This window comes from Caulobacter sp. SLTY (genome assembly GCF_009905535.1).
Lineage (GTDB): Bacteria > Pseudomonadota > Alphaproteobacteria > Caulobacterales > Caulobacteraceae > Caulobacter.
Map to the genome: position 1 here is coordinate 68055 of NZ_JAAALA010000015.1, position 22440 is coordinate 90494.

The following is a 22440-nucleotide window of genomic DNA, read 5'->3' on the forward strand; positions in this document are numbered from 1 at the left end:
GGCGCCGTGGCGCGTCGGGAAAGAGTGACCAAGGGTTATGTGACCGCCCAGGCGCGCAGCCACTGGCGTTGGACCCCGTCATAGCCGCCGCCTGTGCCGCTTTCGATGACCAGGTCCGACCAGGAGCCGGCGCCTCGCAGGTGACGCTCCAGGCCCTCGGCCGAGGGGAAGTTGTAGTAGCGGCCCAGGCTGTCGCGGCCGGGGCCGTCGCCGGCCTTGAAGCTGGCGCAGAACAGCCCGCCGGGCCGCAACGCCCGCCAGACGCGGGCGAGGATGTCCGGCAGAGCCTCGGCCGGGGCGTGGAGCAGGCTGGCATTGGCCCAGACGCCGTCGAAGGTCTGCACCTCGTCCAGCTCGGCGAACCGCATGACCCGAACGGGGACGCCCAGCCGTGCCTGCGCCTGAGCCGCCATGACCTCAGAGCCGTCGGTCGGGGTGACCTTGAGGCCGGCCTTGAGCATCGCCTCGGCGTCCCGCCCGCCTCCGCAGCCCAGCTCCAGCACCACCGCGCCGGGCGCGAGACGGGCGACGAAGCGGTCGACGGCCGGATCGGCGGTCTGCTCGCGGGCCACATAGACCTCGGCCTCCCGGTCGTAGAAGGCCAAGGTGGCGGGGTCGTCAGTCGGGTCTTGCGCCATGGGGTGACAATCTCGGCTATGGTCGAGGGGTATCGCAAGGAGGCCGCCCTGTTCCAGTCCGACAAGCTCGAGGTCGCCGAGGTCGTTCAGATCGAGCGCGCTGCTCGTGACCAGGGCCAGTGGGGCCGGATGGCGGCCTGCTACCACCCGGATTCGGTGGTCAGCATCAGCTGGATCGAGACCAGCGGGCGGGACTTCGTCGCCGCCTCCGAAAAGGCCTTCGCCGCCGGCATCCGCCATCTGCACCAGATGGCCCCGACCCTGGTCACTCTGAACGGCGACCGGGCCCTGGCGGAGAGCGGGGCGGCGATCCTCCTGGGCGGCCGGATCGGCGGGGTGGAGGTGATGGTCACCAGCCATGCGCGGATGCATGCGCGGGTCGAACGGCGCGACGGCGTCTGGCGCATCGCCCGGCTGGGGGCGGTGTATTTCGAGGACGCCATGGCGGCGAGGGTTCCGGGCGAAACGCCGGTGCTGGATGCGGCGCGGCTGGCGGGCTATCGGCCCAGTTTACGGTTCCTATCCTATCTGCTGGAAGAGAGCGGCAAGACGCCGAGTGCGGACCTGGCCGGAATCGATCGGCCCGAGACCGTGGAGGCCTTTCTCGCCGCCGAAGAGGCCTGGCTGGCCGGCTAGCGGCGCCATTCGTAGCAGACGTCGGGGATCTTCTCCTCGTTGCCTTCGCCGTCGGTGAATTCCACGGCGGTGAAGCCCTTGCTCTCGTAGAAGGCGCGGGCGCGGGTGTTGCCTTGGAAGGTCCAGAGCTGGATGCCGTCCTCGCCCTCCATCGCCTTAGTCAACAGGCGGGAGCCGTGTCCGGCCCCCTGGTGGTCCGGGTGGACGAACAGGTGGTTGAGCCAGCCCTCGGTCGTGGAGGCGTAGGCGATCACCGCGCCATCGGCCTCGATGACCCGCACCGTCTGTTCGGGCAGCATTGTGTCGCGGAAGAAGGCGATGTCCTCCTCCGGGGTGTGGATGTGCGGGTGCCAGGCGCTGACCCGGTAGACGGCCGCGATGGCCGCCGCATCGTCCGGGGTGGCCAGGCGCAGGGTCACAGCCCCGCCGTCTCCGGCAGGCCAAGCATCAGGTTCATGTTCTGAACCGCAGCTCCGGAGGCGCCCTTGCCGAGGTTGTCGAGGCGGGCGACCAGGCGCGCCTGCTCGTCGGAGCCGAACACGAACAGCTGCATGCGGTTGGTGTTGTTGAGCGCTTCCGGTTCCAGACCGGTTATCCCCGAGCCGCTCTCCACCGAGACGAAGGGCTCGCCGGCGTAGGCGGCGTTCAGGCAGGCGTAGAGGTCAGCCAGTTTCGGGCGGCCGTTCAGCCGGTCGAGGAATAGGGGAACCTCGACGATCATGCCCTGGGCGTAGCGGCCGACGCTGGGGGCGAAGAACGGGCGGACGGTGAGGCCTGTGTTCTTCTGCAGCTCGGGGACGTGCTTGTGCTGTTGGCCCAGGCCGTAGATGCGGAAGGCCTCGGCCCCCTCACCTTCAAACTCGGCGATCATCGCCTTGCCGCCGCCGCTGTAGCCGCTGACGGCGTTGACGCTGACCGGGTAGTCGACGGGCAGGATGCCGGCGTAGACCAGCGGCCGGATCAGGGCGATGGCGCCGGTGGGATAGCAGCCGGGGTTGCTGACTCGCGTCGAGGCGGCAATGGCGGCGCGCTGGCCGGGCAGTTCGGCGAAGCCGTAGGCCCAGCCGTCGGCTGTCCGGTGGGCGGTCGAGGCGTCGATGACCTTGACCGAATGGCTCTCGATCAGGCCGACAGCCTCCCGCGCGGCATCGTCCGGCAGGCAGAGGATGACCAGGTCCGAGCCGTTGAGCAGCTCGGCGCGGGCGGCGGCGTCCTTGCGGCGTTCCGGATCGATCGAGACGAGCTGGATGTCGCGGCGGCCGTCCAGCCGCTCGCGGATCTGCAGGCCGGTGGTGCCGGCTTCGCCATCGATGAAGATCTTCGGAAGGGCCATCACAGGTCTCCTAAGGGGACAAAGAAAAAGGGCGCCTCGGTTGCCCGAAGCGCCCTTTCGCAAACGCGTATCTGCGTCCGCGCCTTAGCGCTTCGAGAACTGGAAGCTACGGCGGGCCTTGGCCTTGCCGTACTTCTTACGCTCGACGACGCGGCTGTCGCGGGTCAGGAAGCCGTGCGGCTTCAGGAGGGTGCGCAGGCCCGGCTCGTAGTAGGTCAGGGCCTTGGAGATGCCGTGACGCACGGCGCCGGCCTGGCCCGACAGGCCCGAACCTTCGACGGTCACGATCACGTCGAACTGGCCGACGCGGTCGGTCACTTCGAAGGGCTGGGCGATCATCATCCGCAGCACGGGGCGAGCGAAGTAGATCTCCTGGTCGCGGCCGTTGATGGTGATCGTGCCCTTGCCGGGCTTCACCCAGACGCGGGCGATGGCGTTCTTGCGCTTGCCGGTCGCATAGGCGCGGCCGAACTTGTCGAGCTTGGGCTCCGCCGAGGCCGCGATAGGCGACGAGGACAGGGCTTGCAGGGCTTCGAGACCTTCGGCCATCAGGCGCTCCGCACGTTCTTGGCGTTCAGATCAGCGAACGCGATGGTTTCGGGGTTCTGCGCTTCGTGCGGGTGTTCGCCGCCGTTGTAGATGCGCAGGTGGGTCATCTGGGCGCGGGCCAGGGGGCTTTCCTTGGGCAGCATGCGCTCGACGGCCTTTTCCAGGACGCGCTCGGGGAAGCGGCCGTTCAGCTGCTTGCCGGCGGTGATCTGCTTGATGCCGCCCGGGTGGCCGGTGTGGCGGTAGTAGATCTTCTGGTCCAGCTTGCGGCCGGTGAACTTCACCTTGTCCGCGTTGAGGACGACAACATAGTCGCCGCAATCGACGTGCGGGGTGTAGTCGGGACGGTGCTTGCCGCGAAGACGCATGGCGATGAACGAGGCGAGGCGGCCGACCACGGCGTTCTCGGCATCGATCACGATCCACTTCTTCTCGACCTCGGCGGGCTTCAGCGAAGCCGTGGTCTTCATCATGGGTTTCGATCCAATAGTATGCGGAGGCGACCGCCCCCGATGTGAGGGCGGGGCAATACGGGGTCGGCGGGGCAGTGTCAACAGCGGTGAAGAGGCCGAAATAGCCGTAAGCCATTGAAAATTCGCACTTTCATTAATACGGTAATATAATACCCGGACATTTTGGGTGCTGTAACACCCCTGTCGCAGGTTCGCGTTAGGCGGACGGTCTCCCTAGACCCCCGGAGTTCGCCCGTGTCCCTGTCGCGTCGCTCGCTGCTTGCCGGCCTTTCGGCCACCGCCGCTTTCAGCGGTCTGGCCCGCGCCGAAGCCGCCGAAAGCTATATCAACCAGGTCGCCGGCTACGGCCCCCTGAAGCGCGATGCGGCGGGCGCCCTGGACCTGCCCGAGGGCTTTTCCTATCGCATCCTGTCCCGGACGGGCGAGACGATGAGTGATGGCCTGCGGGTCCCCGGCAAGTTCGACGGCATGGGCGCCTTCGACCTGGGTGGCGGCCGCACGGCGCTGGTGCGCAACCACGAGCTCGATGACGAGGACGCAGCCATCAGCGCCTTTGCCGGCGGTGTGCCCGCCGGGCTGGACCTGTCGGGCGCCTATGCCCGCGGGGCGGATGGCGCTCCCCTGGCGGGCGGGACGACCACGCTGGTGCTGGGCGCCGATGGCAAGGTCGAGCAGCAGTACCTCAGCCTGGCCGGCACGGCGGTGAACTGCGCCGGCGGGATCACGCCCTGGGGCAGCTGGCTGAGCTGCGAGGAGACCACGGCGAAGAACCACGGCTATGTCTTCGAGGTCCCGGCGGCGCACGGGCGCCTGGTGGAAGCGCGTCCCCTCCCCGCCCTGGGCCGGTTCAAGCATGAGGCGGCCTGTATCGATCCGCGCACCGGCATCGTCTACCTGACCGAGGACACCAAGGAGAGCCTGCTCTACCGCTGTCTGCCTGCCCAGCCGGGCGAACTGCACAAGGGCGGGCGGCTGCAGGCCCTGGCCGTGAACGGCATGGGCGACAGCCGCAACTGGAAGGGCCGCGCCTGGAGCGCCGGCGACTGGAAGGCGGCCCGCTGGATCGACCTGGACGGCGTAGACAACCCGCACGACGACATCGCCCAGCGCGGCCACGCGGCCGGGGCGACCTATTTCGCGCGCGGCGAGGGCATCTTCTGGGGCCAGGGTGAGCTCTACTTCGCCTGCACTTCGGGGGGACCGGGCAAGCTGGGCCAGATCGTCCGATACGTCCCCGCCGATCGCGAGGGCCAGCCGGACGAGACTGGGGCGCGGGTGCAGTTGTTCGTCGAGCCGTCCGACCGGCGAGTGATGGACTACGGCGACAACCTGGCCATGGGGCCGGGCGGCCACCTGATCGTCTGCGAGGACAACTATTCGCCGGTCCAGCCCAACCACCTGAAGGGCGTTACGCCCGACGGGCGAATCTACACGATCGGCCGCAACGCTATGGCCGGCAATTCGGAGTTCGCCGGGGTCTGCTTCTCGCCGGACGGCCGGACGATGTTTGTCAATGTCCAGACGCCGGGCGTGACCTTCGCCATCACCGGACCGTGGGACCGCTTTACGACTTAACCTGTTGCCACTTGCTGTCTAGGACCGCCTGACGCGCCAGGCGAACAGGGTGGCGGCGGCCAGCAGGAAGACGGCGCCGGCCTGATGGAGGAGGCCGAGCCAGAGGGGAACGACCAGCATCAGGGCGGCGATGCCGAGGAGGATCTGGAGCACGACCACGCCGGTGAGGATCCAGGCGGCCTGCTTGGCTTCCCTGGGCAGCACTCGGTCACGGTAGGCAAAGGCCGCGAGGACCGCGGTAGCCAGGGCCAGGAGGTAGCCGCCGACGCGGTGGTGGAACTGCACCGAAGCCTGGTTATGGGCCAGGGTCTGCCAGAGGCCGTCGCCCGCATAGTCGCGGGGGAACACCTGGCCGGCCATCAGCGGCCAGTCGTTGTAGGCGAAGCCGGCGTCCGTACCGGCGACCAGGGCGCCGAGCAGGCACTGGAAGAAGACCGCGCCGAGGAAGACCAGAGCCCAGGTCCGCCAGGGGGTGTCGCTGGGCTGGCGTGGCTTGCCGGCCCAGGCTTCGAGGGCGGTCCAGACCGTCATCACGAACAGCGCCAGGGCCATGCCCAGGTGGACGGTCAGGCGCTCGGGGGCGACGGAAACGCGCTCGGAGAGGCCGCTGGCCACCATCCACCAGCCGATGACGCCCTGCATGCCGCCGAGGACCAGCAGGCCGACGCAGCGCCATACCAGGCGCTTGGGGATCTGACGGCTGACCAGGAAGACCACGAAGGGGACGGCGAAGACGAGGCCGATCAGCCGCCCCAGTAGCCGATGACCCCATTCCCACCAGAAGATGAACTTGAATTCGTCCATGGTCATGCCGGCGTTGACCAGCTTGTACTGCGGAATCTCCCGGTATTTGGCGAAGGCCTCGGCCCAGGCAGCGTCACCCATCGGCGGCAGGGCGCCCATGATCGGCTGCCATTCGGTGATCGAGAGGCCCGAGCCGGTCAGGCGGGTCGCGCCTCCGACGACCACCATGGCCAGGATGAGGACCGCCACAATCGCCAGCCAGATGGCGACCGGCGTCGAGCGATCGGAACGCAGGAACGAGGTCATGGCGCCTCCTACGCCCCTGCCCTTCGCGGGTCCAGCCGTTCGACGCCTTGATGACGTCTGCACGCGGGCCATGCATGATCGCGCCATGCCCAGCCTGTTCGGCCTTATCCTGCTCAGCTTTGCCTGCGGCGCCCTGGCGGCCCTCGCCACGCGGCGACGCGGCGCGATGCTGGCGGGAATGGCGGCGGGCCTGGCGGGCGCGCTGGGTGGTCCATGGCTGAGCGGCGCGCTGGGCTGGCCGGTTGCGCCGCTTTGGGCCTTGCTGGCGGGCGCAGCCATCGCGGCGCTGCTGGCGGCCGGGCTGACGGCCCTCATGCCCCAACGTCATTGACGCCGACCCCGGACAGGCGGAACCTCCCCGTCAATCCGGGGTTACAGCCGGGCACATCATGGAGGGCTGCAAATGGACGGAGTTTTCTGGGGCTGGATCGGCGCCATAATCATCGGGATCCTCGCCGGCTGGATCGCCGAGAAGATCATGAGGCGGGATCACGGCCTGCTGACCAACCTGATCGTCGGCCTCGTCGGCGCGTTGATCGGCAAGTTCCTCATCCAGACGGTGGCCGGCGTCGAGTACAGCGGCACCCTGTGGAGCCTGATCGCGGCCGTGGTGGGCGCGGTGCTCCTGCTCTTTGTCATCGGCCTGTTCCGCCGCCGGGGCTAGAACCCCCGCGAACTAGCGCATAAAGGCTCCCGTCACTGGTGACAGCGGCGGGAGCTTTTTGCATGGGACCGAGGACCAAGAAGGCGATCGGGATGCTGGCCATCCTGGTATTTCTGACCCTGTATGCCATGGGCGCGGTCAGCCTGCATGCGCTGCTGCCCAAGAACTTCCTCTTGGAACTCGTCTATTTCGCTGTCGCGGGAACGGCCTGGGGTGTGCCGCTCTTCCCCCTGCTCACCTGGATGAACAAGGAGCCCAAAGGCCCTCGTCCATAGAGGAGAATGGTCGGAGCGACAGGATTTGAACCTGCGACCCCTTGACCCCCAGTCAAGTGCGCTACCAAGCTGCGCTACGCTCCGACACAGGGGGGAGCGCCCTTATAGGGATGAGGTCCGGCGGGGGCAACGGGCAATGTTGGCCCATTGCATCAGCGCTTCAAAAGCCCGTCCAGCCGGGCCTTGATGGCCTCCAGATCGCCCAGCGTCTCGGTCAGTCGGACCCGGGCTTCGTCGGTCAGGTCTCCGCCTGTCGGGTCGAGGTCGCCAGACTCGGTCACGGCCGGCCCCTCCTCGCCCCGCGCCACGGCCAGCAGGCGTTTAAGGCCCCCGTCCTTGTGGAGCTTCTGGACACCCTTGATGGTGTAGCCCTCGTCGTGCAGCAGGGTGCGGACGGCTCGGAGAATCTCGATGTCCTGAGGACGATAGAAGCGGCGGCCGCCAGCGCGCTTCATCGGGCTGATGAAGGCGAACTTCGTCTCCCAGAATCGCAGGACGTGCTGCGGCGCGCCGAGTTCCTCGGCGGCTTCCGAGATGGTGCGGAAGGCGTTGGGGCCCTTCGCCAAGGTCTGTCCTTAGCCTTCGAGGGCGCGGTCGATTCGCGCCTTCATCACCTGGCTGGCGCGGAAACCGATCACCCGGCGGGGTTCGATCTCGGCCGGCTCGCCGGTCTTGGGGTTACGGCCCATGCGGGCCCGCTTGGCGCGGACCTGGAACACGCCGAAGCCGGACAGCTTGACCTGTTCGTCTCGCTCCAGCGCCTCGGCCATCAGATCGAGGGTGCGTTCAACCAGCTCGGAACAATCCTGCCGAGTCAGGCCCACTTCTTCGTGGACCGCCTCGCACAGCTCCGCGCGGGTCAGCGTCGCGCCTTTCATGGGACCCCTCCCAGCCGTTAACAGCCTCATCCATGACGCGAATATGCCGCCGCGTCAAAGGGTTCCGCGCGGGATTGGAGGGTGGGGGTTAGTTTGACACGCCAGCTCCTACCCCTAGCACCGTCATCCTAGGCCTTGTGCCTAGGACCCATCGCACAGCCGCCGCGAACTTCTGCCCTGGGGGCGCGGCGCGCCCTCACCCCGCGGTTCGTGCGGCGGACGAATGGGTCCTAGGCACAAGGCCTAGGATGACGGCAGTGGGGTGGCTACAGCCGCACCAGGCAGGCGCCCCAGGTGAGGCCGCCGCCCATGGCTTCCATGAGGAGGAGGTCGCCGGGTTTGATGCGGCCGTCGTCCACGGCGGCGGAGAAGGCCAGCGGGATCGACGCCGCCGAAGTGTTGGCGTGGTCGGCGACGGTCTGGATGACCTTGTTCTCGTCCAGGCCCAGGCGGTTGGCGACGCCGTGCAGGATGCGCTGGTTGGCTTGATGGGGGATGAACCAGTCAACATCGGCGATGGTCAGGCCGGCCTTTTCCAAGGCCGCCTCGATCGACTCGGAAATGTTGATCACCGCGTGCTTGAACACCTGGTTGCCGGCCATGCGCAGCTTGCCAACCGTGCCGGTGGTCGAAGGGCCGCCGTCGACATAGAGCAGGTCCTGCTTGGTCCCGTCGCAGCGAAGGGCGAAGCTGATCAGGCCCTTGTCGGTGTTAGCCCCCTGCCCCGCCACCGGTTCCAGCACCACGGCGCCGGCGCCATCGCCGAACAGCACGCAGGTGCCGCGGTCGGTCCAGTCCATCAGGCGGGTCATGGTCTCGGCGCCGATGACCAGGCAGCACTGGGAATTGCCCCGCGCCACGAAACCGTCCGCGACCGTCAGGGCGTAGACGAAGCCCGAGCAGACCGCCTGGACGTCGAAGGCGATGCCGACCGGGCAACCCAGCTTCCGCTGGACGATGGCGGCCGTGGCCGGAAAGGTCAGGTCGGCGGTCGTGGTCGCCACCACGATCAGGTCAACGTCTGCGGGCGTCTTGCCGGCGGCCTCCAGCGCCTTGCGGGCGGCCTCGACGGCGAGGTCGGAGACGGCCTGGTCGTCGGCGGCGCGGTGGCGGCGGCGGATGCCGGTGCGCTCGGTGATCCATTCGTCCGTTGTGTCGACGATCTTCGACAGGGCCTCGTTGGTGACCACATCCGGCGGCAGGTAGGCGCCGACGCCGGTAATCGCGCTACGCAGGACTTCGGTCACTAAACGGACTCCGCTTGGGCGGGGGTGGGCTGGGCCAGGACGGCCGTCAGCCGCTTCACACTACGGTCGATCTGCGCCAGGAAGTCGCTGCGCGCCAGATCGGCGGCGACCACCACGGCGGCGGCATAGGACTTGGCGTCGGCCGAGCCGTGGCTCTTGATGACAATGCCGTTCAAACCAAGCAGCGGGGCGCCGTTGACAGCGCCGGGGTCGAGCTTGGTCCGCAGGCTTTTGAGTCCGCTCGTGGCCAGCAGGGCGCCCATCATGTTCAGCGGACTGGATTTCAAGGCCCCGCGCAACTCATTGGCGATGAAGCGGACAACCCCCTCGGCGGTCTTCAGCAGGATGTTGCCGGTGAATCCGTCGGTGACCACCACATTGACCGTGCCCTTGGCGATATCGTCGCCCTCGACAAAGCCGTGGTAGTCGAACTCGAAGTCGGTGGCGCGCAGCAGGGCGTGGGCTTCGCGGACCTCCTCATGGCCCTTCTGCTCCTCGGAGCCGACGTTGAGCAGGCCGACGGTCGGCCGGCCGCCACCGTGCAGGGCATGGTGGAAGGCCGCGCCCATGATGGCGAATTCGACCAGCTGCTCGGCGTCGCTCTCGACGTTGGCGCCCACGTCCAGCACCGTGGTGATGCCGCCGGCGGTCGGCCAGCTGGCGGTCAGGGCCGGGCGGTTGATGTCGGCCGCCAGCCGCAGGATGAGCATGGAGATGGCCATCAGGGCGCCGGTGTTGCCGGCGCTGACGGCGGCCACGGCCTCGCCCGTCTTCACGGCCTCGACGGCATTCCAGACGCTGCTGCCCTTGCCTCGGCGCATGGCCTGGGCCGGCTTTTCGTCCATGGCCACGAACTTTTCGGTGTGGCGGATCTCGACCAAGGCCTTGAGAGCCGTGTGACGGGCAAGTTCGGGGGCGATCTTCGCCTCGTCGCCGTGCACGAGGAAGCGCACGCCGGGCCCCATTTCGGCCGCGGCCAGCGCCAGACCGGGGATCACCACGGACGGGCCGTGATCGCCGCCCATGGCGTCGATGGAAAGGGTCAGGGTCGGGGACAAGACGGGCTGTTAGCTCCCGGAGACGCCGTGAGGGAACCGACCGAACAGGGCCGGCGGGCGAAGCGGCCGGACGATAGCGCCGGTCCGCGTGGATGCAAGGCCCCCGTCATGTGGAGGGCGGGTCGCGGCGCAGCTGGGTCAGAACGGCGAAGGGGGAGCTGGGGCCCTCCTCGGCCGGCGGCTCGAACACCGCGCCCGGCTTGCGGGGGAAGGGATCGACCTCCAAGGCCAGGTGCTCGACCACATAGGCGGCCAGGTCGATGTGGTCGCCGTCCAGGACGTCGGGGGGGTCGTCGCCTTCCGGATCGATGTCGACCTCAGCCGAATCGTTGCGCGGTGCGGCATCGCTGCCCTCCGGCACGGCGCGGACGGTGAAGTCGGAGCGCAAAACCGAATCGAACGCCTCGCCGGTGAGGCTGCAGATTTGCGTGACCTCGGCCTCGAGGGCGCCGGTGATCTCGGCGCCGTCGAGCCAGGGCCTGGCGCGGACGTTGGCGGACAGGGCGTTGAGGCGCTCCAGGCCCAGTTCGCGGGCGATCGACACGCGGGTGGCGTTGTCAGCCGACAGGGTCACGGCCTGAGGTGACCGGCCGATGTCGGCCAGGGTGACGGTGTGGGACCAAAGCGGCTTGTCCATCAGACCTCCCAGACAGCCTCGCCGGCCAGCAGCGTTTCCGTCGGCTGGGCGGCCAGGGATTCGCGCGCCCGGACCACGTAGTCGGTCATGCCGGCCGCCTTCCCATCATCCCCCTCGTACAGGGTGCGGGCCAACAGGGCCTGCAGGGTCCGTCGGTCCGGAAGGGCGTCGAAGGCCTGGTCGGCCGACCGGGCGCGTCCGAAGAACGCTTCCGCCAGCTTCTTGATCCGCTTGGGAACCGCCATGTCGCCGACGCCCAGCTCGCGAAACGCGTCATCGAGGCCACGAGTGAAGCGATCGACCAGGGCCTGGGCCGTCTCCTCGGCCTGGGGGCCCTGACCCTTAAGCCGATCCAGCAGCAGGATGACGTGGAGGCTGTAGAGTTCGAACCGGCCCTCACGGGTGTCGGGGGCGCCGAGGTCCAGATAGAGGGCGGGGGTGCGCGCCTGTGCCACGGCCCCGGCATAGAGGGCCTCGCCCGCCAATTGGGCCGGTCTGGGCTTGCGCCAGCGCTTGAAGAACATGTCCGCCTCGATTTCGCCCCGGCTTAGCCTATAAGGCGGGCATTGAACTAAGCCCACGCGGGCGGTAGGTCAAAGCGACACCGTCGGGAGACGCCAACTTGTTCCGTAAAACCGCCCTCGTGCTTCTGGCCAGCGCCGCTCTCGTGGCGACCGGCGCCTGTACGCCGATGACCACCTATTCCGGCTTCCAGGTGGTGGAGGCCAACCCCAAGGACGTGAAGATCGGCGAGGACACCAAGACCACGGTGATCACCAAGCTGGGCTCACCGACCGCCACCTCGCTGACCGAGAGCAAGGCGGCCGAGGCCGGCAAGGAGATTCGCGTCGCCACGGTCTATGACAGCAACCTGTGGTTCTACATGAGCCAGGTGACCGACCGGGTGGCCTTCTACAAGCCACGGGTGGCCAAGCGCGACGTGGTCGCGGTGTCGTTCGACCCGGGAAGCGACGCGGTGCTTTCGGTGAATACCTACACCCTGGAAGACGGCAAGGTGGTGGCCTTCAACGGCCGCGAGACGCCGACCCGGGGCCGCGAGATCACCATCCTCGAACAGCTGCTGGGCAACGTCGGACAGGGGGGCATGCTGCCCCGCGACGACAGCGAAGGCCTGCCGGGCAGCCGGCCGGGCGACAACCGCTAAGGTTTCGCCTGTCGCGAAGGATCGGGGGCGCCTTCGGGCGCCCCTTTTCGTTCAGAGACCCTTCGACAGGGTCGCAGCCCGATCCTCGAAACACTTCATCAGCTTGGCGACGGCGGTGTCGAAATTGGCCGCCAGCAGTCGGTCGAGCATCGGCACCTTGAACTCGAAGTCGATCTCGAACGTGACTTCGCAGCCGTCCGGGTGGGGGACGAACCGCCACAGGTTCCGCAGGCGGCGGAACGGGCCGTAGAGCAGGTTCACATCGATCTGTCGGGCATTCGCGTCGCGGCGGACGCGAGTGGCGAACTTCTCGCGCAGGAAAGAGAAAGTGACCGCCGCCTCGGCGTCCAGCTGGTTGACGCCGGGCTCAACCTCGCGCCGGTTCCAGACCCGCATGCCGGTCACCCAGGGCACGAACTTCGGATACTGCTCCACGTCGCCGACCAGCTGGAACAGCAGGTCCGGTTCATGAGGCAGGACGCGCGTAACCGTATGCCGCAACTTAAGCGGCCGCTTCCTTGGCCAGGCGGGCGGCCTTGAGCCGTTCGAAGTCTTCGCCGGCGTGATGCGAGGAGCGCGTCAGGGGGCTGGCCGAGACCATCAGGAAGCCCTTGGCGCGGGCGATCTGTTCGTAGGACGCGAACTCGTCCGGGGTGACGAAGCGGTCGACCGGGGCATGCTTGCGGGTCGGCTGGAGGTACTGGCCGATGGTCAGGAAATCGATGCCGGCGCTGCGCATGTCGTCCATCACCTGCATGACCTCCTCCTTGGTTTCGCCCAACCCGACCATCAGGCCGGACTTGGTGAAACGGGTGGGGTCGCGTTCCTTGACCCGCTCCAGCAGGCGAAGGGAATGGTAGTAGCGGGCGCCAGGCCGGATGGTCAGGTACAGCCGCGGCACAGTCTCGAGATTGTGGTTGAAGACGTCCGGGCCGGCGTCGATGACCACCTTTTCCGCCCCGTCCTTGCGCAGGAAATCGGGGGTGAGGATCTCGATGGTCGTCCCCGGCGCGGCGGCGCGGATGGCCAGGACCACGTCGGCGAAATGCTGGGCGCCGCCGTCGGAGAGATCGTCGCGGTCCACCGAGGTGATGACCACGTGCTTGAGGCCCATCTTGGCGACCGCTTCAGCAACGCGGGCCGGCTCGGTGGGGTCCAGAGGGTTAGGCTTGCCTGTGGCGACGTTGCAGAAGGCGCAGGCGCGGGTGCAGACCTCGCCCATGATCATCATGGTGGCGTGCTTCTGGGTCCAGCACTCGCCGATGTTGGGACAGGCCGCCTCCTCGCAGACGGTGACCAGCCCATGCTGGCGGACGATGTCGCGGGTGGCGCTGTAGCCGGCGCTGCCGGGCGCTCGCACGCGCAGCCACTCGGGCTTGCGCAGCACGGGGCTGTCAGGGCGGGCCTGCTTCTCAGGGTGCCTGGGGCGGACCTTGAGGGTGTCGATCACGGTGACCATGGGCGGTAAATCGGCTTTCTTGGCCCCAGGATCAAGCCATGCTTCCGCCTGTGGCGGGAGAGCACTTGCGGGCGCCCCGCAAGGCCGCACAAAGTCGGCCCAATGCTCCGCCCTCTCCTCCTCTGCCTGGCGCTGCTGCTGACGGCCTGCGGGCAGGACGGCGGGCGCGAGCCGTTCGTCGACAGCCGGACGCCGCCGGGCCTGGCGCCGCGGTTCTATCCGCCGGAAGGCTGGACCTGGGGGCTGGTCCAGGCGGGGGCGTATCCGGCCCAGCGGTACGGCGTATCCTCGCCCTCCACGGGGCCAACGGCCCATATCCTGGTGCTGCCCGGCTATGGCGAGAGCGCCGAGGCCTGGTTCGAGACGGCGGGGGACCTCAACCGGCGCGGCTATACCGTCTGGGTGCTGGAGGGCGCCGGCCAGGGTGGGTCGGGGCGGTTCGGGCCGGCGCGGGATGTCGGCCATATCCCCAGCCTCGAGCCTGACCTGCTCGGCGTAAAGGCCATGCTGCGGGCGGTGATTCCCGAGGATGGGCGGCCGGTCGTAGTGCTGGGCGGCCGGACAGGCGGGCTGGTGGCGTTGCTCGCGGCGCGCCGGGGGCTGCACGGGGACGGTGTGATCGCCTCGGCGCCCTGGCGACCGCGCGCGGCGGCGCCCTATGATCAGGCGGCCGCCAGCATTGGCCTAGGCTGGCTGCGGGACTTCAACGAGCCGGGCTGGAGCCGTGAGACGCCCTATCGCACCGGCCCTGCAGGCGGCGACCCCTACCGCGCCGGGACGCAGCAAGCCTGGGCCATCGCCAACCCCGACCTGCGGATGGGCGGCCCGAGCCTGGGAGCGCGGCGCATCATGGCCCAGGCCTATGACGAGGCGCTGGGGGCGCTGCCCGCCCTGCCCGGCACTGTCCTGCTGATCGGGGCGCCGCCGGCGCTCAGCGAGGCGTGCGGCAAGGCCAAGGCCTGTGTCGCAAGGCCGCCGCCGGTCGGATCCCGTGGTCCCTACGCCCATCTGGAAGGCGACTCTCCGCGCGAGGTCTGGCTGGCGCTGGTGGATGATTTTGTTGCCGAGCGACGCCGCGACCGCCTTGCTGCGCAAGGATTGCTCCCCGCTCACGGCCAGTAACGGACCTTTTCATTCCGTGAAGCGCTCTATACGGTTCCCGCCAATAACGGTGGGAAACATCAGGAGCCACGCCCATATGCCGCGTCCTTTCGATGCGCGGGAGATCGAACGGTCGCTGTTCGACGCCCTGGTAGACGCCAAAACCACGTTTGGGCCCAAGAAAGAGATCCTCGAGGATCAGAACCGCACCCCGCTGAGCTACACCGACCTGGTTCGTGGCAGCTTCGCGCTCGGGCGCAGGCTTTCGCAGATCACCGAGTCGGGCGAAAAGGTCGGCATCCTGTTGCCGTCGAGCGCCGGGGTGGTGGTCACCTTCTTCGGCCTGCACGCTTTTGGCCGTATCCCGACCATGCTGAACTTCACGGCGGGGCTGCGGAACCTGCGCGCCGCCTGCAAGCTGGCCGGGGTGAAGACGGTGCTGACCGCCCATGCCTTCATCGAGCAGGGCAAGCTGCACGACCTGATCGACGCCCTCGAGGACACGGCCAAGATCGTCTACCTCGAAGAGGTGCGGTCCAAGATCGGCCTGGCGGACAAGGTGTTCGCCCTTGCGGCGGGCATGGCGCCGAAGCTGTTCGCGGCCAAGACCAAGCCGTCCGATCCGGGCGTCATCCTGTTCACGTCGGGAAGCTTCGGGGCGCCGCGCGGGGTGGTGCTGACCCAGGCCAATCTGGTGGCCAACGCCAAGCAGATCGCCGCGCACATAGACCTCGACCCCAACTGGGTGATGTTCAACCCGCTGCCGACCTTCCACTGTTTCGGTCTGACGGGGGGTGTGATCCTGCCGATCCTGACCGGGATGAAGGCCTTCCAATACCCCTCCCCGCTGCACACCAAGCAGATCCCGCCGCTGGTCAAGGACAGCAAGGCCTCGATCCTTCTGGCCACCGACACCTTCGTGAACCAGTACGCCCGCTCCGCCGATCCGGGCGAGCTGTCGGGGCTGCAGTTCATCGTCTGCGGCGCCGAGAAGGTGCGCGACGAGACGCACAACCTGATCGCCGAGCGCTTCGGCAATGTGCCGGTGCTGGAGGGCTATGGCGCCACCGAGGCCTCGCCCGTGGTGGCGGTCAACAAGCCCGGCGACAACCGCCGCGGCACCGTCGGCGGCCTGCTGCCGGGCATGGAATACCGGGTCGAGCCGGTCGAGGGCATTCCTGGCGGCGGCAAGCTGTTACTGCGCGGGCCGAATATCATGGCCGGCTACCTGCGCGAGGACGGTGGCGTCGATCCGCCGGCCGGCGGCTGGCACGACACCGGCGATGTGGTGGCCATCGATCCCGACGGAACCTGGATCACCATCAAGGGCCGGGTGAAGCGGTTCGCCAAGATCGGCGGCGAGATGGTCAGCCTGACCGCGGCCGAGGACCTGGCCGTCTCCGTCTGGCCGAACGAGCGGCACGCGGTCATCTCCATGCCCGACCCCAAGAAGGGCGAGCGGCTGGTGCTGGTCACCGACCGCCACGACGCGGCCGTCGACGCCCTGCTCAAGCATGCGCAGGAGATCGGCGCGCCGGAGCTGGCCGTGCCGCGCAAGATCCTCAAGGTTTCCGAGGTGCCCGTGCTGGGCACCGGCAAGACCGACTATGTCGCCATCCAGCGAATGGCCGACGCGCAGGCGAAGGCGGCGTGATCCGCCTTCTTTGAAGGGGAGCTACCGATGGACTTTCTCGCACCACACTCGGGCAAGGTGCTCAGCATCCTGCGCGTCGTCGCCGCCCTGGCCTTCATGGCCCACGGGCTGATGAAAATCTTCCACTTCCCCGTTCCGCAGGAGGGGGCTCCGGACCCGCTGCCGCCCATGCTGCTGGCGGCCGGCTGGCTGGAGATCGTCGGCGGCGGCCTGCTGGCGCTGGGGCTGTTCACCCGGCCCGTCGCCTTTCTGATGTCGGGCATGATGGCGGTGGCCTACTTCATTGCCCACGCCAGCAAGAGCTTCTATCCCGCCCTGAACGGCGGCGAGCCGGCCCTGCTGTTCTGCTTCATCTTCTTCTACCTGGCCTTCGCCGGGGGCGGGACCTGGAGCCTGGACACGTTGGTGCGCAAGCGGCCTTAAGGGCCGCTCCTACGCCTCCCGCGTCGCCCCGACCCGCTGGGCCAAGCTCGCCGCCATGAACTGGTCGAGGTCGCCGTCGAGGACGCCGTCGGTGTCGCTGGTCTCGACGTTGGTGCGCAGGTCCTTGACCATCTGATACGGCTGCAGGACGTAGCTGCGGATCTGGTGGCCCCAGCCGATGTCGGTCTTCTGGTCTTCCAGGGCCTGGGCGGCGGCTTCGCGCTTCTGCAGTTCCAGCTCATAGAGCCTGGCTCGCAGCATCTTCCAGGCCTCGTCTCGGTTCTGGTGCTGCGAACGGCCGGCCTGGCAGGCCACCGCGATCCCGGTCGGGATGTGGGTCAGGCGGACGGCCGAGTCGGTCTTGTTGATGTGCTGACCGCCGGCGCCGCTGGCGCGATAGGTGTCGGTGCGCACATCGGCCGGGTTGATCTCGATTTCGATGGTGTCGTCGACCACCGGATAGACCCAGGCCGAGGCGAAGCTGGTGTGCCGCTTGGCCGCCGCATCGTAAGGCGAAATCCGAACCAGGCGGTGCACGCCGGCCTCGGTCTTCAACCAGCCATAGGCGTTGGGTCCTGTCACCTGGAGTGTCGCCGACTTGATGCCGACGCTTTCGCCTGAGGTCTCTTCGATCAGCTCGACCTTGTAGCCGTGCGCGGTAGCCCAGCGGCTGTACATGCGCAGCAGCATATTGGCCCAGTCGCAGGACTCCGTGCCGCCGGCGCCGCTGTTGATCTCGACATAGGCGTCGTTTCCGTCAGCCTCGCCGGACAGCAGGGCTTCCAGTTGGGCGCGGTCGGACCGTTCGCGCAGGGCCTTCAGCTGGGCGCGGGCTTCTTCAAGGGCGACCTCGTCGCCTTCCATGTCGGCCAGTTCGGCATAGTCGACCGCGTCGTTGAGTTCGGCCTCAAGCGCGCGGACGGTGGCGATCTTGGCGGCCAGCGCCTGGCGCTCGCGCATCAGGGCCTGGGCTTCGGACGGCTTGTCCCACAGGGTGGGATCCTCGGATCGGGCGTCGAGCTCGTCGAGCCGCCTTAGGGCAGGATCCCAGTCAAAGTCGCCTCCTGAGCAGGCTGATCGCCTGCTCGATGTCGGCCTTCGCGGCCTCGACATCCGGTCTCATGAAAAACTCCAGCAATATCTGTTCGCGCCATATGGGGCGCGGAGCGGTGCGATTACAGGCACCCGCGCCTCAATACAATCCGTCCAGGTCGTCCGGCGCCTGCTTGGGCTTGGGCGGCGGCTTCTGTTCGGGCGGCGGGGCGATCGGGCCCTTGAAGGCATCCTCATAGGGAATCGGCCCTGGCGGCTTGGGTCCGGTCGGCAGGCCGACGGGGGCCCTGGGCTCGCTGCCCGGCCGGAAGGCTTCGCGCACACCGCCGACCATGCCGAACTTGGCGGTCTTCGGCGGCTTGAACTGGGTCGGCGGCACATCCTTGAGGGCGACCTTCATGAAGTCGATGAAGATCGGCAGGGAGGCCACGCCCCCCACCTCCCCTTCGCCCAGGGAGCGGTTGTCGTCGAAGCCGACGAACACCCCGACCACGATCTGCGGCGTGTAGCCGACGAACCAGGCCGAGCGGTACTCGTTGGTGGTGCCGGTCTTGCCGGCGACCGGGCGGCCCAGGACGCGGGCCTGGGTGGCGGTGCCGCGCTGGACCACGCCCTCCAGCATGGAGGTGATCTGATAGGCGGTGACCGGGTCGATCACCTGCTGTCCGCCGGCCGGGATGCGCGGGCTCTCGTCACCATTGAAACCGTTGTTGCACCGGGGGCAGTCACGCTTGTCTGCCCGGAACAGCACCTTGCCCTCGCGGTCCTGGACCAGCTCGATCAGGTGCGGGTCGATGCGGCGGCCCCCGTTGGCGAAGGCGGCATAGGCGCCGGTGATCTTCAGCGGCGTGGTCTCGCCGGCCCCCAGGGCCATGGCCAGGACCGGCGCCATCTCGTTGGTCACGCCCATCTTGATCGACAGGTCGGACACCTTGCGCATGCCCACGCCCTGGGCCAGGCGCACGGTCATGGCGTTGCGCGACAGCTCCAACCCGCGCCGCAGGGGCATCGATCCATAATACTGGCGATTGTAGTTCTCCGGCGTCCAGTCCTCGCCGTTGACCGCCCCTTTCAGGGTGATCTGGGCGTCGGTGACCATGCTGGCCGGGGTGTAGCCGTTCTCCAGCGCGGCGGCGTAGACGAACGGCTTGATGGCCGAACCCGGCTGTCGCATCGCCTGGGTGGCGCGGTTGAAGTTGGACAGCGAGAACGAATAGCCGCCGACCATGGCCAACACCCGGCCGCTGTTGGGCTCGATGGCCACCAGGGCGCCGTTGACCAGCGGAACCTGCTTCAGGCGGTAGGCGCCGGCATTTTTCTCGTCCGGCTCGACGAACACCAAGTCGCCGACATTCAGACCGCCCTTGCCATTGCGGGCCCAGGCGACGTCCTCGGCGGCGATGGGGCCCGGCGCATAGTCCTTGGCCGGGCGCACGCGCACCCCGCCCTCGACCTGTTCGACCACCGCGGCGCGCCACTGGCGGCGCTCGGACGGCGGAGACTTCTTAAGGGCAGCGGCTTCCCAGCCGGGCGCCATGTCGGTGGTCCCCCAGGCGCCGCGCCAGCCGTGGCGGCGGTCATAAGCCTCAAGGCCGTTCATCAGGGCGATGCGCGCGGCCGTCTGGAGGTTCGAGTCCAGCGTCGTGCGCATGTAGTAGCCGCCCTCGGTCAGGCGGTCGCCCATGGTGCCCAGGCCCCGACGGCGGACCTCTTCGACGAAGTAGTCGGCGTCCTTGTACTTGGCGCGGGTCGGGGCCGCCTGGACGACGAGGTCTTCCTTCATCGCCGCATCGGCCTCGGCCTGGCTGACCCAGCCCAGCTCCGCCATCTGGCTGAGGATCCAGTTGCGGCGGGCGATGGCGTTCGCCTTGCGCCGGACCGGATGGTAATTGTCCGGCCCCTTGGGCACGGCGGCCAGATAGGCCATCTCCGACAGGGTCAGGTTGTCGAGCGACTTGCCGAAATAGTTGTAGGCGGCCGCCGCCACGCCGTAGCTGCGATAGCCTAGCCAGATTTCGTTCAGATAGAGCTCAAGGATGTGGTCCTTGGTCAGCGTCTGTTCCAGGCGACGCGCCAGGATCGCCTCTTTCAGCTTTCGGCCGAGGGTGGCGTCGCTGGTCAGCAGCACGTTCTTGGCGACCTGCTGGGTGATGGTCGAGCCACCTTCCAGCCGTCTGCCGCGCGCCACATTGACCACGTTGCGCAGCATGGCCCGACCCAGTCCCTGAACATCCACCCCGCTGTGCTGGAAGAAGTTGCGGTCCTCGGCGGCCATGAAGGCCTGGACCAGGCGCGGCGGCATCTGGTCATAGGGCACGAAGATCCGGCGCTCGCGGCTGAACTCCCCGATCAGGGTGCCGTCCCACCCATAGACCCGCGTGGCGGTCGGCGGGCGGTAGTCGACCAGGTCGCCCGCGTCCGGCATGTCGTAGAAAAGCACCGCCGCGTAGATGGCGATGGCGAAGCCGGCCACGGCGATCACGCTGAGCACACTGATGCCCAGCATCGCCACCCACCGCTCCGGCGGGTTGAACACCGGCCAGCGGTCCCGAGATTTGGTCTCCGACATGGGAATCCCTCTACCGCGCCCAGCGGACGGCGCCAATGCGGCGGATCGCGGGCAATGGCTTCCTTGTCGCTTCCGACCGTGTCACCGTCGGGGAGTCGCCGCATCGACGGTCGACGTCAAACAACGAAAAAGATCGAAGGGAACGTCCTAATGCGTACGACTGTCCTGGCCGCTCTGGCCATTGGAGCCCTGGCGCTGACCGCCTGCTCGCAGAAGACCGAAGACAAGGCGGCCGCCGCCGTGGAAGCGACCGGCGACGCCGCCGCCTCCGCCGCGGGTGACGCCAAGGAGAACGTCGAAGGCGCGGCCGACGCCACCGCCAAGGCCGTGGAAGGCGCTGCCGATTCGACCGCCGCGACGGCCGAGAAGGCCGGCGACGAAGCCGAGAAGGCGACCGAAGAGGCCAAGGCCGACGCCGCCAAGCAGTAGGCTCTCTGGATTTATCGACGGAGGCCGCCGCCCTTCGGGCCGGCGGCCTTTTTTCGTCAGCGCGAAGCCACCCGCATATCGCGGGCGAACCAGCGGTCGATGGCGTCACCGATGCTGTTCACCAGTTTCTGGCGGCCTGCGGCGCTGGTCAGCCTGGCCTCGTCTGCAGGGCTGGTGATGAAGCCCATCTCCAGCAGCACGGCCGGCACATCGGGCGCCAGCAGCACCACCAGGTTGCCGTCGCGATGGCTTCTGCGAAGCATAGGCGTCACGTCGCTGATCTCGCGGACCAGCACCTCGGCAAAGGCGGCAGAGCGATTCTTGGTCGAGCGCTGGGTCAGGTCGAGCAGGATCTGGCCGACCCCGCGATCCCCGCCGGTGGTCGAGGCGCTGATCAGCCAGTCGTCCTTGCCCAGCACCTTGCCCACCCGCCCCTCGCCCTTTTCGGACAGGGTGTAGACAGAGGCGCCGCTGGTCGACGCCGGCCCGGCGTCGGCGTGCAGCGAGATGAACAGGTCGGCATCGGCCCGGCGGGCGATCTGAACCCGGCCCTCCAGGGTGACGTACCTGTCGCTGTCGCGGGTCAGGATGACGGTATAGCGGCCGCTCTTCTCCAGCCGCGCCTTCAGGGCCTTGGCCGCCGCCAGGGTGACGTCCTTCTCATGCGCCCGCGCGCCCAGGGCGCCGGGGTCATGCCCGCCGTGGCCGGCATCGATGACAATGATCTTGCGGCCGTTGGACCGCTCGGCGCGAATCGGCGCGGTCGGGACACGGCGCGAAGCCTGCTCAACCGGCAGCGATTGAGCCGGGCCCAGACCGCGCGCGTCCCGCGGATCGACCGGCCCGACGGCCTTCAGGTCGATGACATAGCGGTAGTGGGCGACCCCATCGCCCGGCGGCAGCAGGAAGCGCCGCGCCACCTGGGCGTTGCGCGCCAGGTCGATCTGCAGGCGGGCGGCCCCGCCCTTGTTCTCCATGGTCCAGCGACGCACCACGCCCTGGCCGCCGCCGCGCGTTTCGCCCGGCAGCCCGACCCTCGGGAAGGAAACGATCACGGTGCGGCCGGTCGAGCCGTCGTCGATCAGCTTGCCGCTGACCGACCGGTCCAGATCGACCACCAGCCGTGTCTCGGCCGCATCGCCGCCCAGGCGCACCTTGAGAATGCCCGCCATCGCACCGGACGCCTGAGCCCAGGCGCCGGCCCCGAGCGCGACCACGATCAGGCCGCCGGCGATCAACGCCGCAGTCCACCGCTTGCCGCCCGAAATCCCGCGCATTCTTACGCCCTTCACGCCCCGCCTCTCCGGCGATCCGGCCCCTTATGGGCGTGAGGGAGTGGAGAAGCGGTTAAAGCGGGTTAGGAAATCGCGCGCGCCTGCACCGCCGAACCATCCGACTCCGCCCGCGTTACCCAACCGGGACGCCGCCGGCGAGTTAGCATTCATGGATCACGACAAGACCCCCGGAGCGCCCCGCGCGTCCGGCTCCTTTGACCTACAGACCGCGCGGGCGCTGGCCCTTCGCGGGGGCACGGCCTTCCAACGGTGGACTCGCACGCGGTGGGCCCCGTACAC

General features: G+C 68.3%; 27 protein-coding genes and 1 tRNA gene. 10 read left to right on the forward strand and 18 right to left on the reverse strand.

What is annotated here, in order from left to right:
- Positions 1-35 precede the first annotated feature (35 nt).
- Complete coding sequence (locus tag GVN21_RS10600; protein WP_166574707.1) at positions 36-638, reverse strand: class I SAM-dependent methyltransferase; 603 nt, start codon at positions 636-638, stop codon at positions 36-38.
- Positions 639-641: 3 nt separating this feature from the next.
- Here GVN21_RS10600 and GVN21_RS10605 point away from each other — a divergent pair, with 3 nt between their 5' ends.
- Positions 642-1274 (forward strand): nuclear transport factor 2 family protein, encoded by a 633-nt coding sequence (locus GVN21_RS10605; RefSeq protein WP_166574708.1) that lies wholly within the window; start codon positions 642-644, stop codon positions 1272-1274.
- On the opposite strand, the gene GVN21_RS10610 is transcribed toward GVN21_RS10605, so the two are convergent.
- The 4 genes from GVN21_RS10610 to rplM are packed head-to-tail and all read right to left on the reverse strand — an operon-like array spanning position 1271 to position 3629.
- Positions 1271-1693, reverse strand: a complete 423-nt coding sequence (locus tag GVN21_RS10610) for a GNAT family N-acetyltransferase (RefSeq protein WP_166574709.1) — start codon at positions 1691-1693, stop codon at positions 1271-1273. The genes GVN21_RS10605 and GVN21_RS10610 overlap by 4 nt on opposite strands.
- The gene (gene argC, locus GVN21_RS10615; RefSeq protein ID WP_166574710.1) at positions 1690-2670 is read right to left on the reverse strand and encodes an N-acetyl-gamma-glutamyl-phosphate reductase; all 981 of its coding nucleotides are present in this window, start codon (positions 2668-2670) and stop codon (positions 1690-1692) included. Before argC ends, GVN21_RS10610 begins: the two co-directional genes overlap by 4 nt.
- Before the next feature lie 21 nt (positions 2671-2691).
- Positions 2692-3156, reverse strand: coding sequence for a 30S ribosomal protein S9 (gene rpsI / locus GVN21_RS10620; protein WP_166574711.1), 465 nt, complete (start codon positions 3154-3156; stop codon positions 2692-2694).
- On the reverse strand, positions 3156-3629 hold the full coding sequence (gene rplM / locus GVN21_RS10625) for a 50S ribosomal protein L13 (protein ID WP_166574712.1): 474 nt from the start codon (positions 3627-3629) through the stop codon (positions 3156-3158). Before rplM ends, rpsI begins: the two co-directional genes overlap by 1 nt.
- A 234-nt stretch (positions 3630-3863) precedes the next feature.
- Here rplM and GVN21_RS10630 point away from each other — a divergent pair, with 234 nt between their 5' ends.
- Complete coding sequence (locus GVN21_RS10630; protein ID WP_166574713.1) at positions 3864-5204, forward strand: alkaline phosphatase PhoX; 1341 nt, start codon at positions 3864-3866, stop codon at positions 5202-5204.
- Positions 5205-5222: 18 nt separating this feature from the next.
- On the opposite strand, the gene GVN21_RS10635 is transcribed toward GVN21_RS10630, so the two are convergent.
- On the reverse strand, positions 5223-6254 hold the full coding sequence (locus tag GVN21_RS10635) for a COX15/CtaA family protein (RefSeq protein WP_166574714.1): 1032 nt from the start codon (positions 6252-6254) through the stop codon (positions 5223-5225).
- On the opposite strand from GVN21_RS10635, the gene GVN21_RS10640 reads away from it, so the two are divergent.
- The 3 genes from GVN21_RS10640 (at position 6253) to GVN21_RS10650 (ending at position 7193) form a co-directional block, all read left to right on the forward strand.
- Positions 6253-6585, forward strand: coding sequence for a hypothetical protein (locus GVN21_RS10640; RefSeq protein ID WP_166574715.1), 333 nt, complete (start codon positions 6253-6255; stop codon positions 6583-6585). The genes GVN21_RS10635 and GVN21_RS10640 overlap by 2 nt on opposite strands.
- A gap of 72 nt (positions 6586-6657) precedes the next feature.
- Positions 6658-6918, forward strand: a complete 261-nt coding sequence (locus GVN21_RS10645; protein ID WP_166574716.1) for a GlsB/YeaQ/YmgE family stress response membrane protein — start codon at positions 6658-6660, stop codon at positions 6916-6918.
- A 62-nt stretch (positions 6919-6980) separates the two neighbouring features.
- Positions 6981-7193: a DUF2842 domain-containing protein gene (locus GVN21_RS10650; RefSeq protein ID WP_166574717.1), complete on the forward strand. Its 213-nt coding sequence runs from the start codon at positions 6981-6983 to the stop codon at positions 7191-7193.
- A gap of 7 nt (positions 7194-7200) precedes the next feature.
- On the opposite strand, the gene GVN21_RS10655 is transcribed toward GVN21_RS10650, so the two are convergent.
- From GVN21_RS10655 to GVN21_RS10685, 7 genes are all read right to left on the reverse strand, one after another.
- Positions 7201-7277 (reverse strand) — tRNA-Pro (locus tag GVN21_RS10655).
- Between the two features lie 68 nt (positions 7278-7345).
- Positions 7346-7759: a MerR family transcriptional regulator gene (locus GVN21_RS10660; protein ID WP_166574718.1), complete on the reverse strand. Its 414-nt coding sequence runs from the start codon at positions 7757-7759 to the stop codon at positions 7346-7348.
- A 9-nt stretch (positions 7760-7768) separates the two neighbouring features.
- Positions 7769-8071: an integration host factor subunit alpha gene (locus tag GVN21_RS10665; protein ID WP_166574719.1), complete on the reverse strand. Its 303-nt coding sequence runs from the start codon at positions 8069-8071 to the stop codon at positions 7769-7771.
- A 266-nt stretch (positions 8072-8337) separates the two neighbouring features.
- On the reverse strand, positions 8338-9318 hold the full coding sequence (locus GVN21_RS10670) for a beta-ketoacyl-ACP synthase III (protein ID WP_346764245.1): 981 nt from the start codon (positions 9316-9318) through the stop codon (positions 8338-8340).
- On the reverse strand, positions 9318-10343 hold the full coding sequence (gene plsX, locus GVN21_RS10675) for a phosphate acyltransferase PlsX (RefSeq protein ID WP_240902871.1): 1026 nt from the start codon (positions 10341-10343) through the stop codon (positions 9318-9320). Before plsX ends, GVN21_RS10670 begins: the two co-directional genes overlap by 1 nt.
- Before the next feature lie 139 nt (positions 10344-10482).
- The gene (locus tag GVN21_RS10680; RefSeq protein WP_166574721.1) at positions 10483-11013 is read right to left on the reverse strand and encodes a DUF177 domain-containing protein; all 531 of its coding nucleotides are present in this window, start codon (positions 11011-11013) and stop codon (positions 10483-10485) included.
- Positions 11013-11537 (reverse strand): ubiquinol-cytochrome C chaperone family protein, encoded by a 525-nt coding sequence (locus GVN21_RS10685; protein ID WP_166574722.1) that lies wholly within the window; start codon positions 11535-11537, stop codon positions 11013-11015. Before GVN21_RS10685 ends, GVN21_RS10680 begins: the two co-directional genes overlap by 1 nt.
- A gap of 98 nt (positions 11538-11635) precedes the next feature.
- Between GVN21_RS10685 and GVN21_RS10690 the strand changes: the two genes are divergently transcribed.
- A complete protein-coding gene (locus GVN21_RS10690) occupies positions 11636-12178 on the forward strand; it encodes an outer membrane protein assembly factor BamE (RefSeq protein WP_166574723.1) in 543 nt (180 codons plus the stop codon).
- 51 nt (positions 12179-12229) lie between these two features.
- Here the strand turns inward: GVN21_RS10690 and GVN21_RS10695 are convergent, their stop codons facing one another.
- Complete coding sequence (locus GVN21_RS10695; RefSeq protein ID WP_166574724.1) at positions 12230-12679, reverse strand: SRPBCC family protein; 450 nt, start codon at positions 12677-12679, stop codon at positions 12230-12232.
- Position 12680: 1 nt separating this feature from the next.
- Entirely contained in the window at positions 12681-13637 is a 957-nt protein-coding gene (gene lipA, locus GVN21_RS10700; RefSeq protein WP_166574725.1) for a lipoyl synthase, read from the reverse strand.
- 102 nt (positions 13638-13739) lie between these two features.
- Between lipA and GVN21_RS10705 the strand changes: the two genes are divergently transcribed.
- From GVN21_RS10705 to GVN21_RS10715, 3 genes are all read left to right on the forward strand, one after another.
- The gene (locus tag GVN21_RS10705) at positions 13740-14759 is read left to right on the forward strand and encodes an alpha/beta hydrolase (protein ID WP_166574726.1); all 1020 of its coding nucleotides are present in this window, start codon (positions 13740-13742) and stop codon (positions 14757-14759) included.
- A gap of 76 nt (positions 14760-14835) precedes the next feature.
- The gene (locus GVN21_RS10710) at positions 14836-16392 is read left to right on the forward strand and encodes an AMP-binding protein (protein WP_166574727.1); all 1557 of its coding nucleotides are present in this window, start codon (positions 14836-14838) and stop codon (positions 16390-16392) included.
- Between the two features lie 27 nt (positions 16393-16419).
- Complete coding sequence (locus tag GVN21_RS10715; RefSeq protein ID WP_166574728.1) at positions 16420-16815, forward strand: DoxX family protein; 396 nt, start codon at positions 16420-16422, stop codon at positions 16813-16815.
- A gap of 9 nt (positions 16816-16824) precedes the next feature.
- On the opposite strand, the gene prfB is transcribed toward GVN21_RS10715, so the two are convergent.
- Both prfB and GVN21_RS10725 read right to left on the reverse strand, forming a co-directional pair.
- Positions 16825-17938 (reverse strand): peptide chain release factor 2 gene (prfB, locus tag GVN21_RS10720; protein ID WP_205690025.1). Its coding sequence is split into 2 segments (ribosomal slippage): positions 16825-17868 and positions 17870-17938, totalling 1113 coding nucleotides; the frame shifts between segments, so codons are not numbered across the junction.
- A gap of 69 nt (positions 17939-18007) precedes the next feature.
- Entirely contained in the window at positions 18008-20437 is a 2430-nt protein-coding gene (locus GVN21_RS10725) for a penicillin-binding protein 1A (protein ID WP_240902862.1), read from the reverse strand.
- Positions 20438-20587: 150 nt separating this feature from the next.
- Between GVN21_RS10725 and GVN21_RS10730 the strand changes: the two genes are divergently transcribed.
- Positions 20588-20866: a hypothetical protein gene (locus GVN21_RS10730; RefSeq protein WP_166574730.1), complete on the forward strand. Its 279-nt coding sequence runs from the start codon at positions 20588-20590 to the stop codon at positions 20864-20866.
- A 56-nt stretch (positions 20867-20922) separates the two neighbouring features.
- On the opposite strand, the gene GVN21_RS10735 is transcribed toward GVN21_RS10730, so the two are convergent.
- Positions 20923-22143, reverse strand: coding sequence for an N-acetylmuramoyl-L-alanine amidase (locus GVN21_RS10735; protein WP_166574731.1), 1221 nt, complete (start codon positions 22141-22143; stop codon positions 20923-20925).
- Positions 22144-22440: the final 297 nt, after the last annotated feature.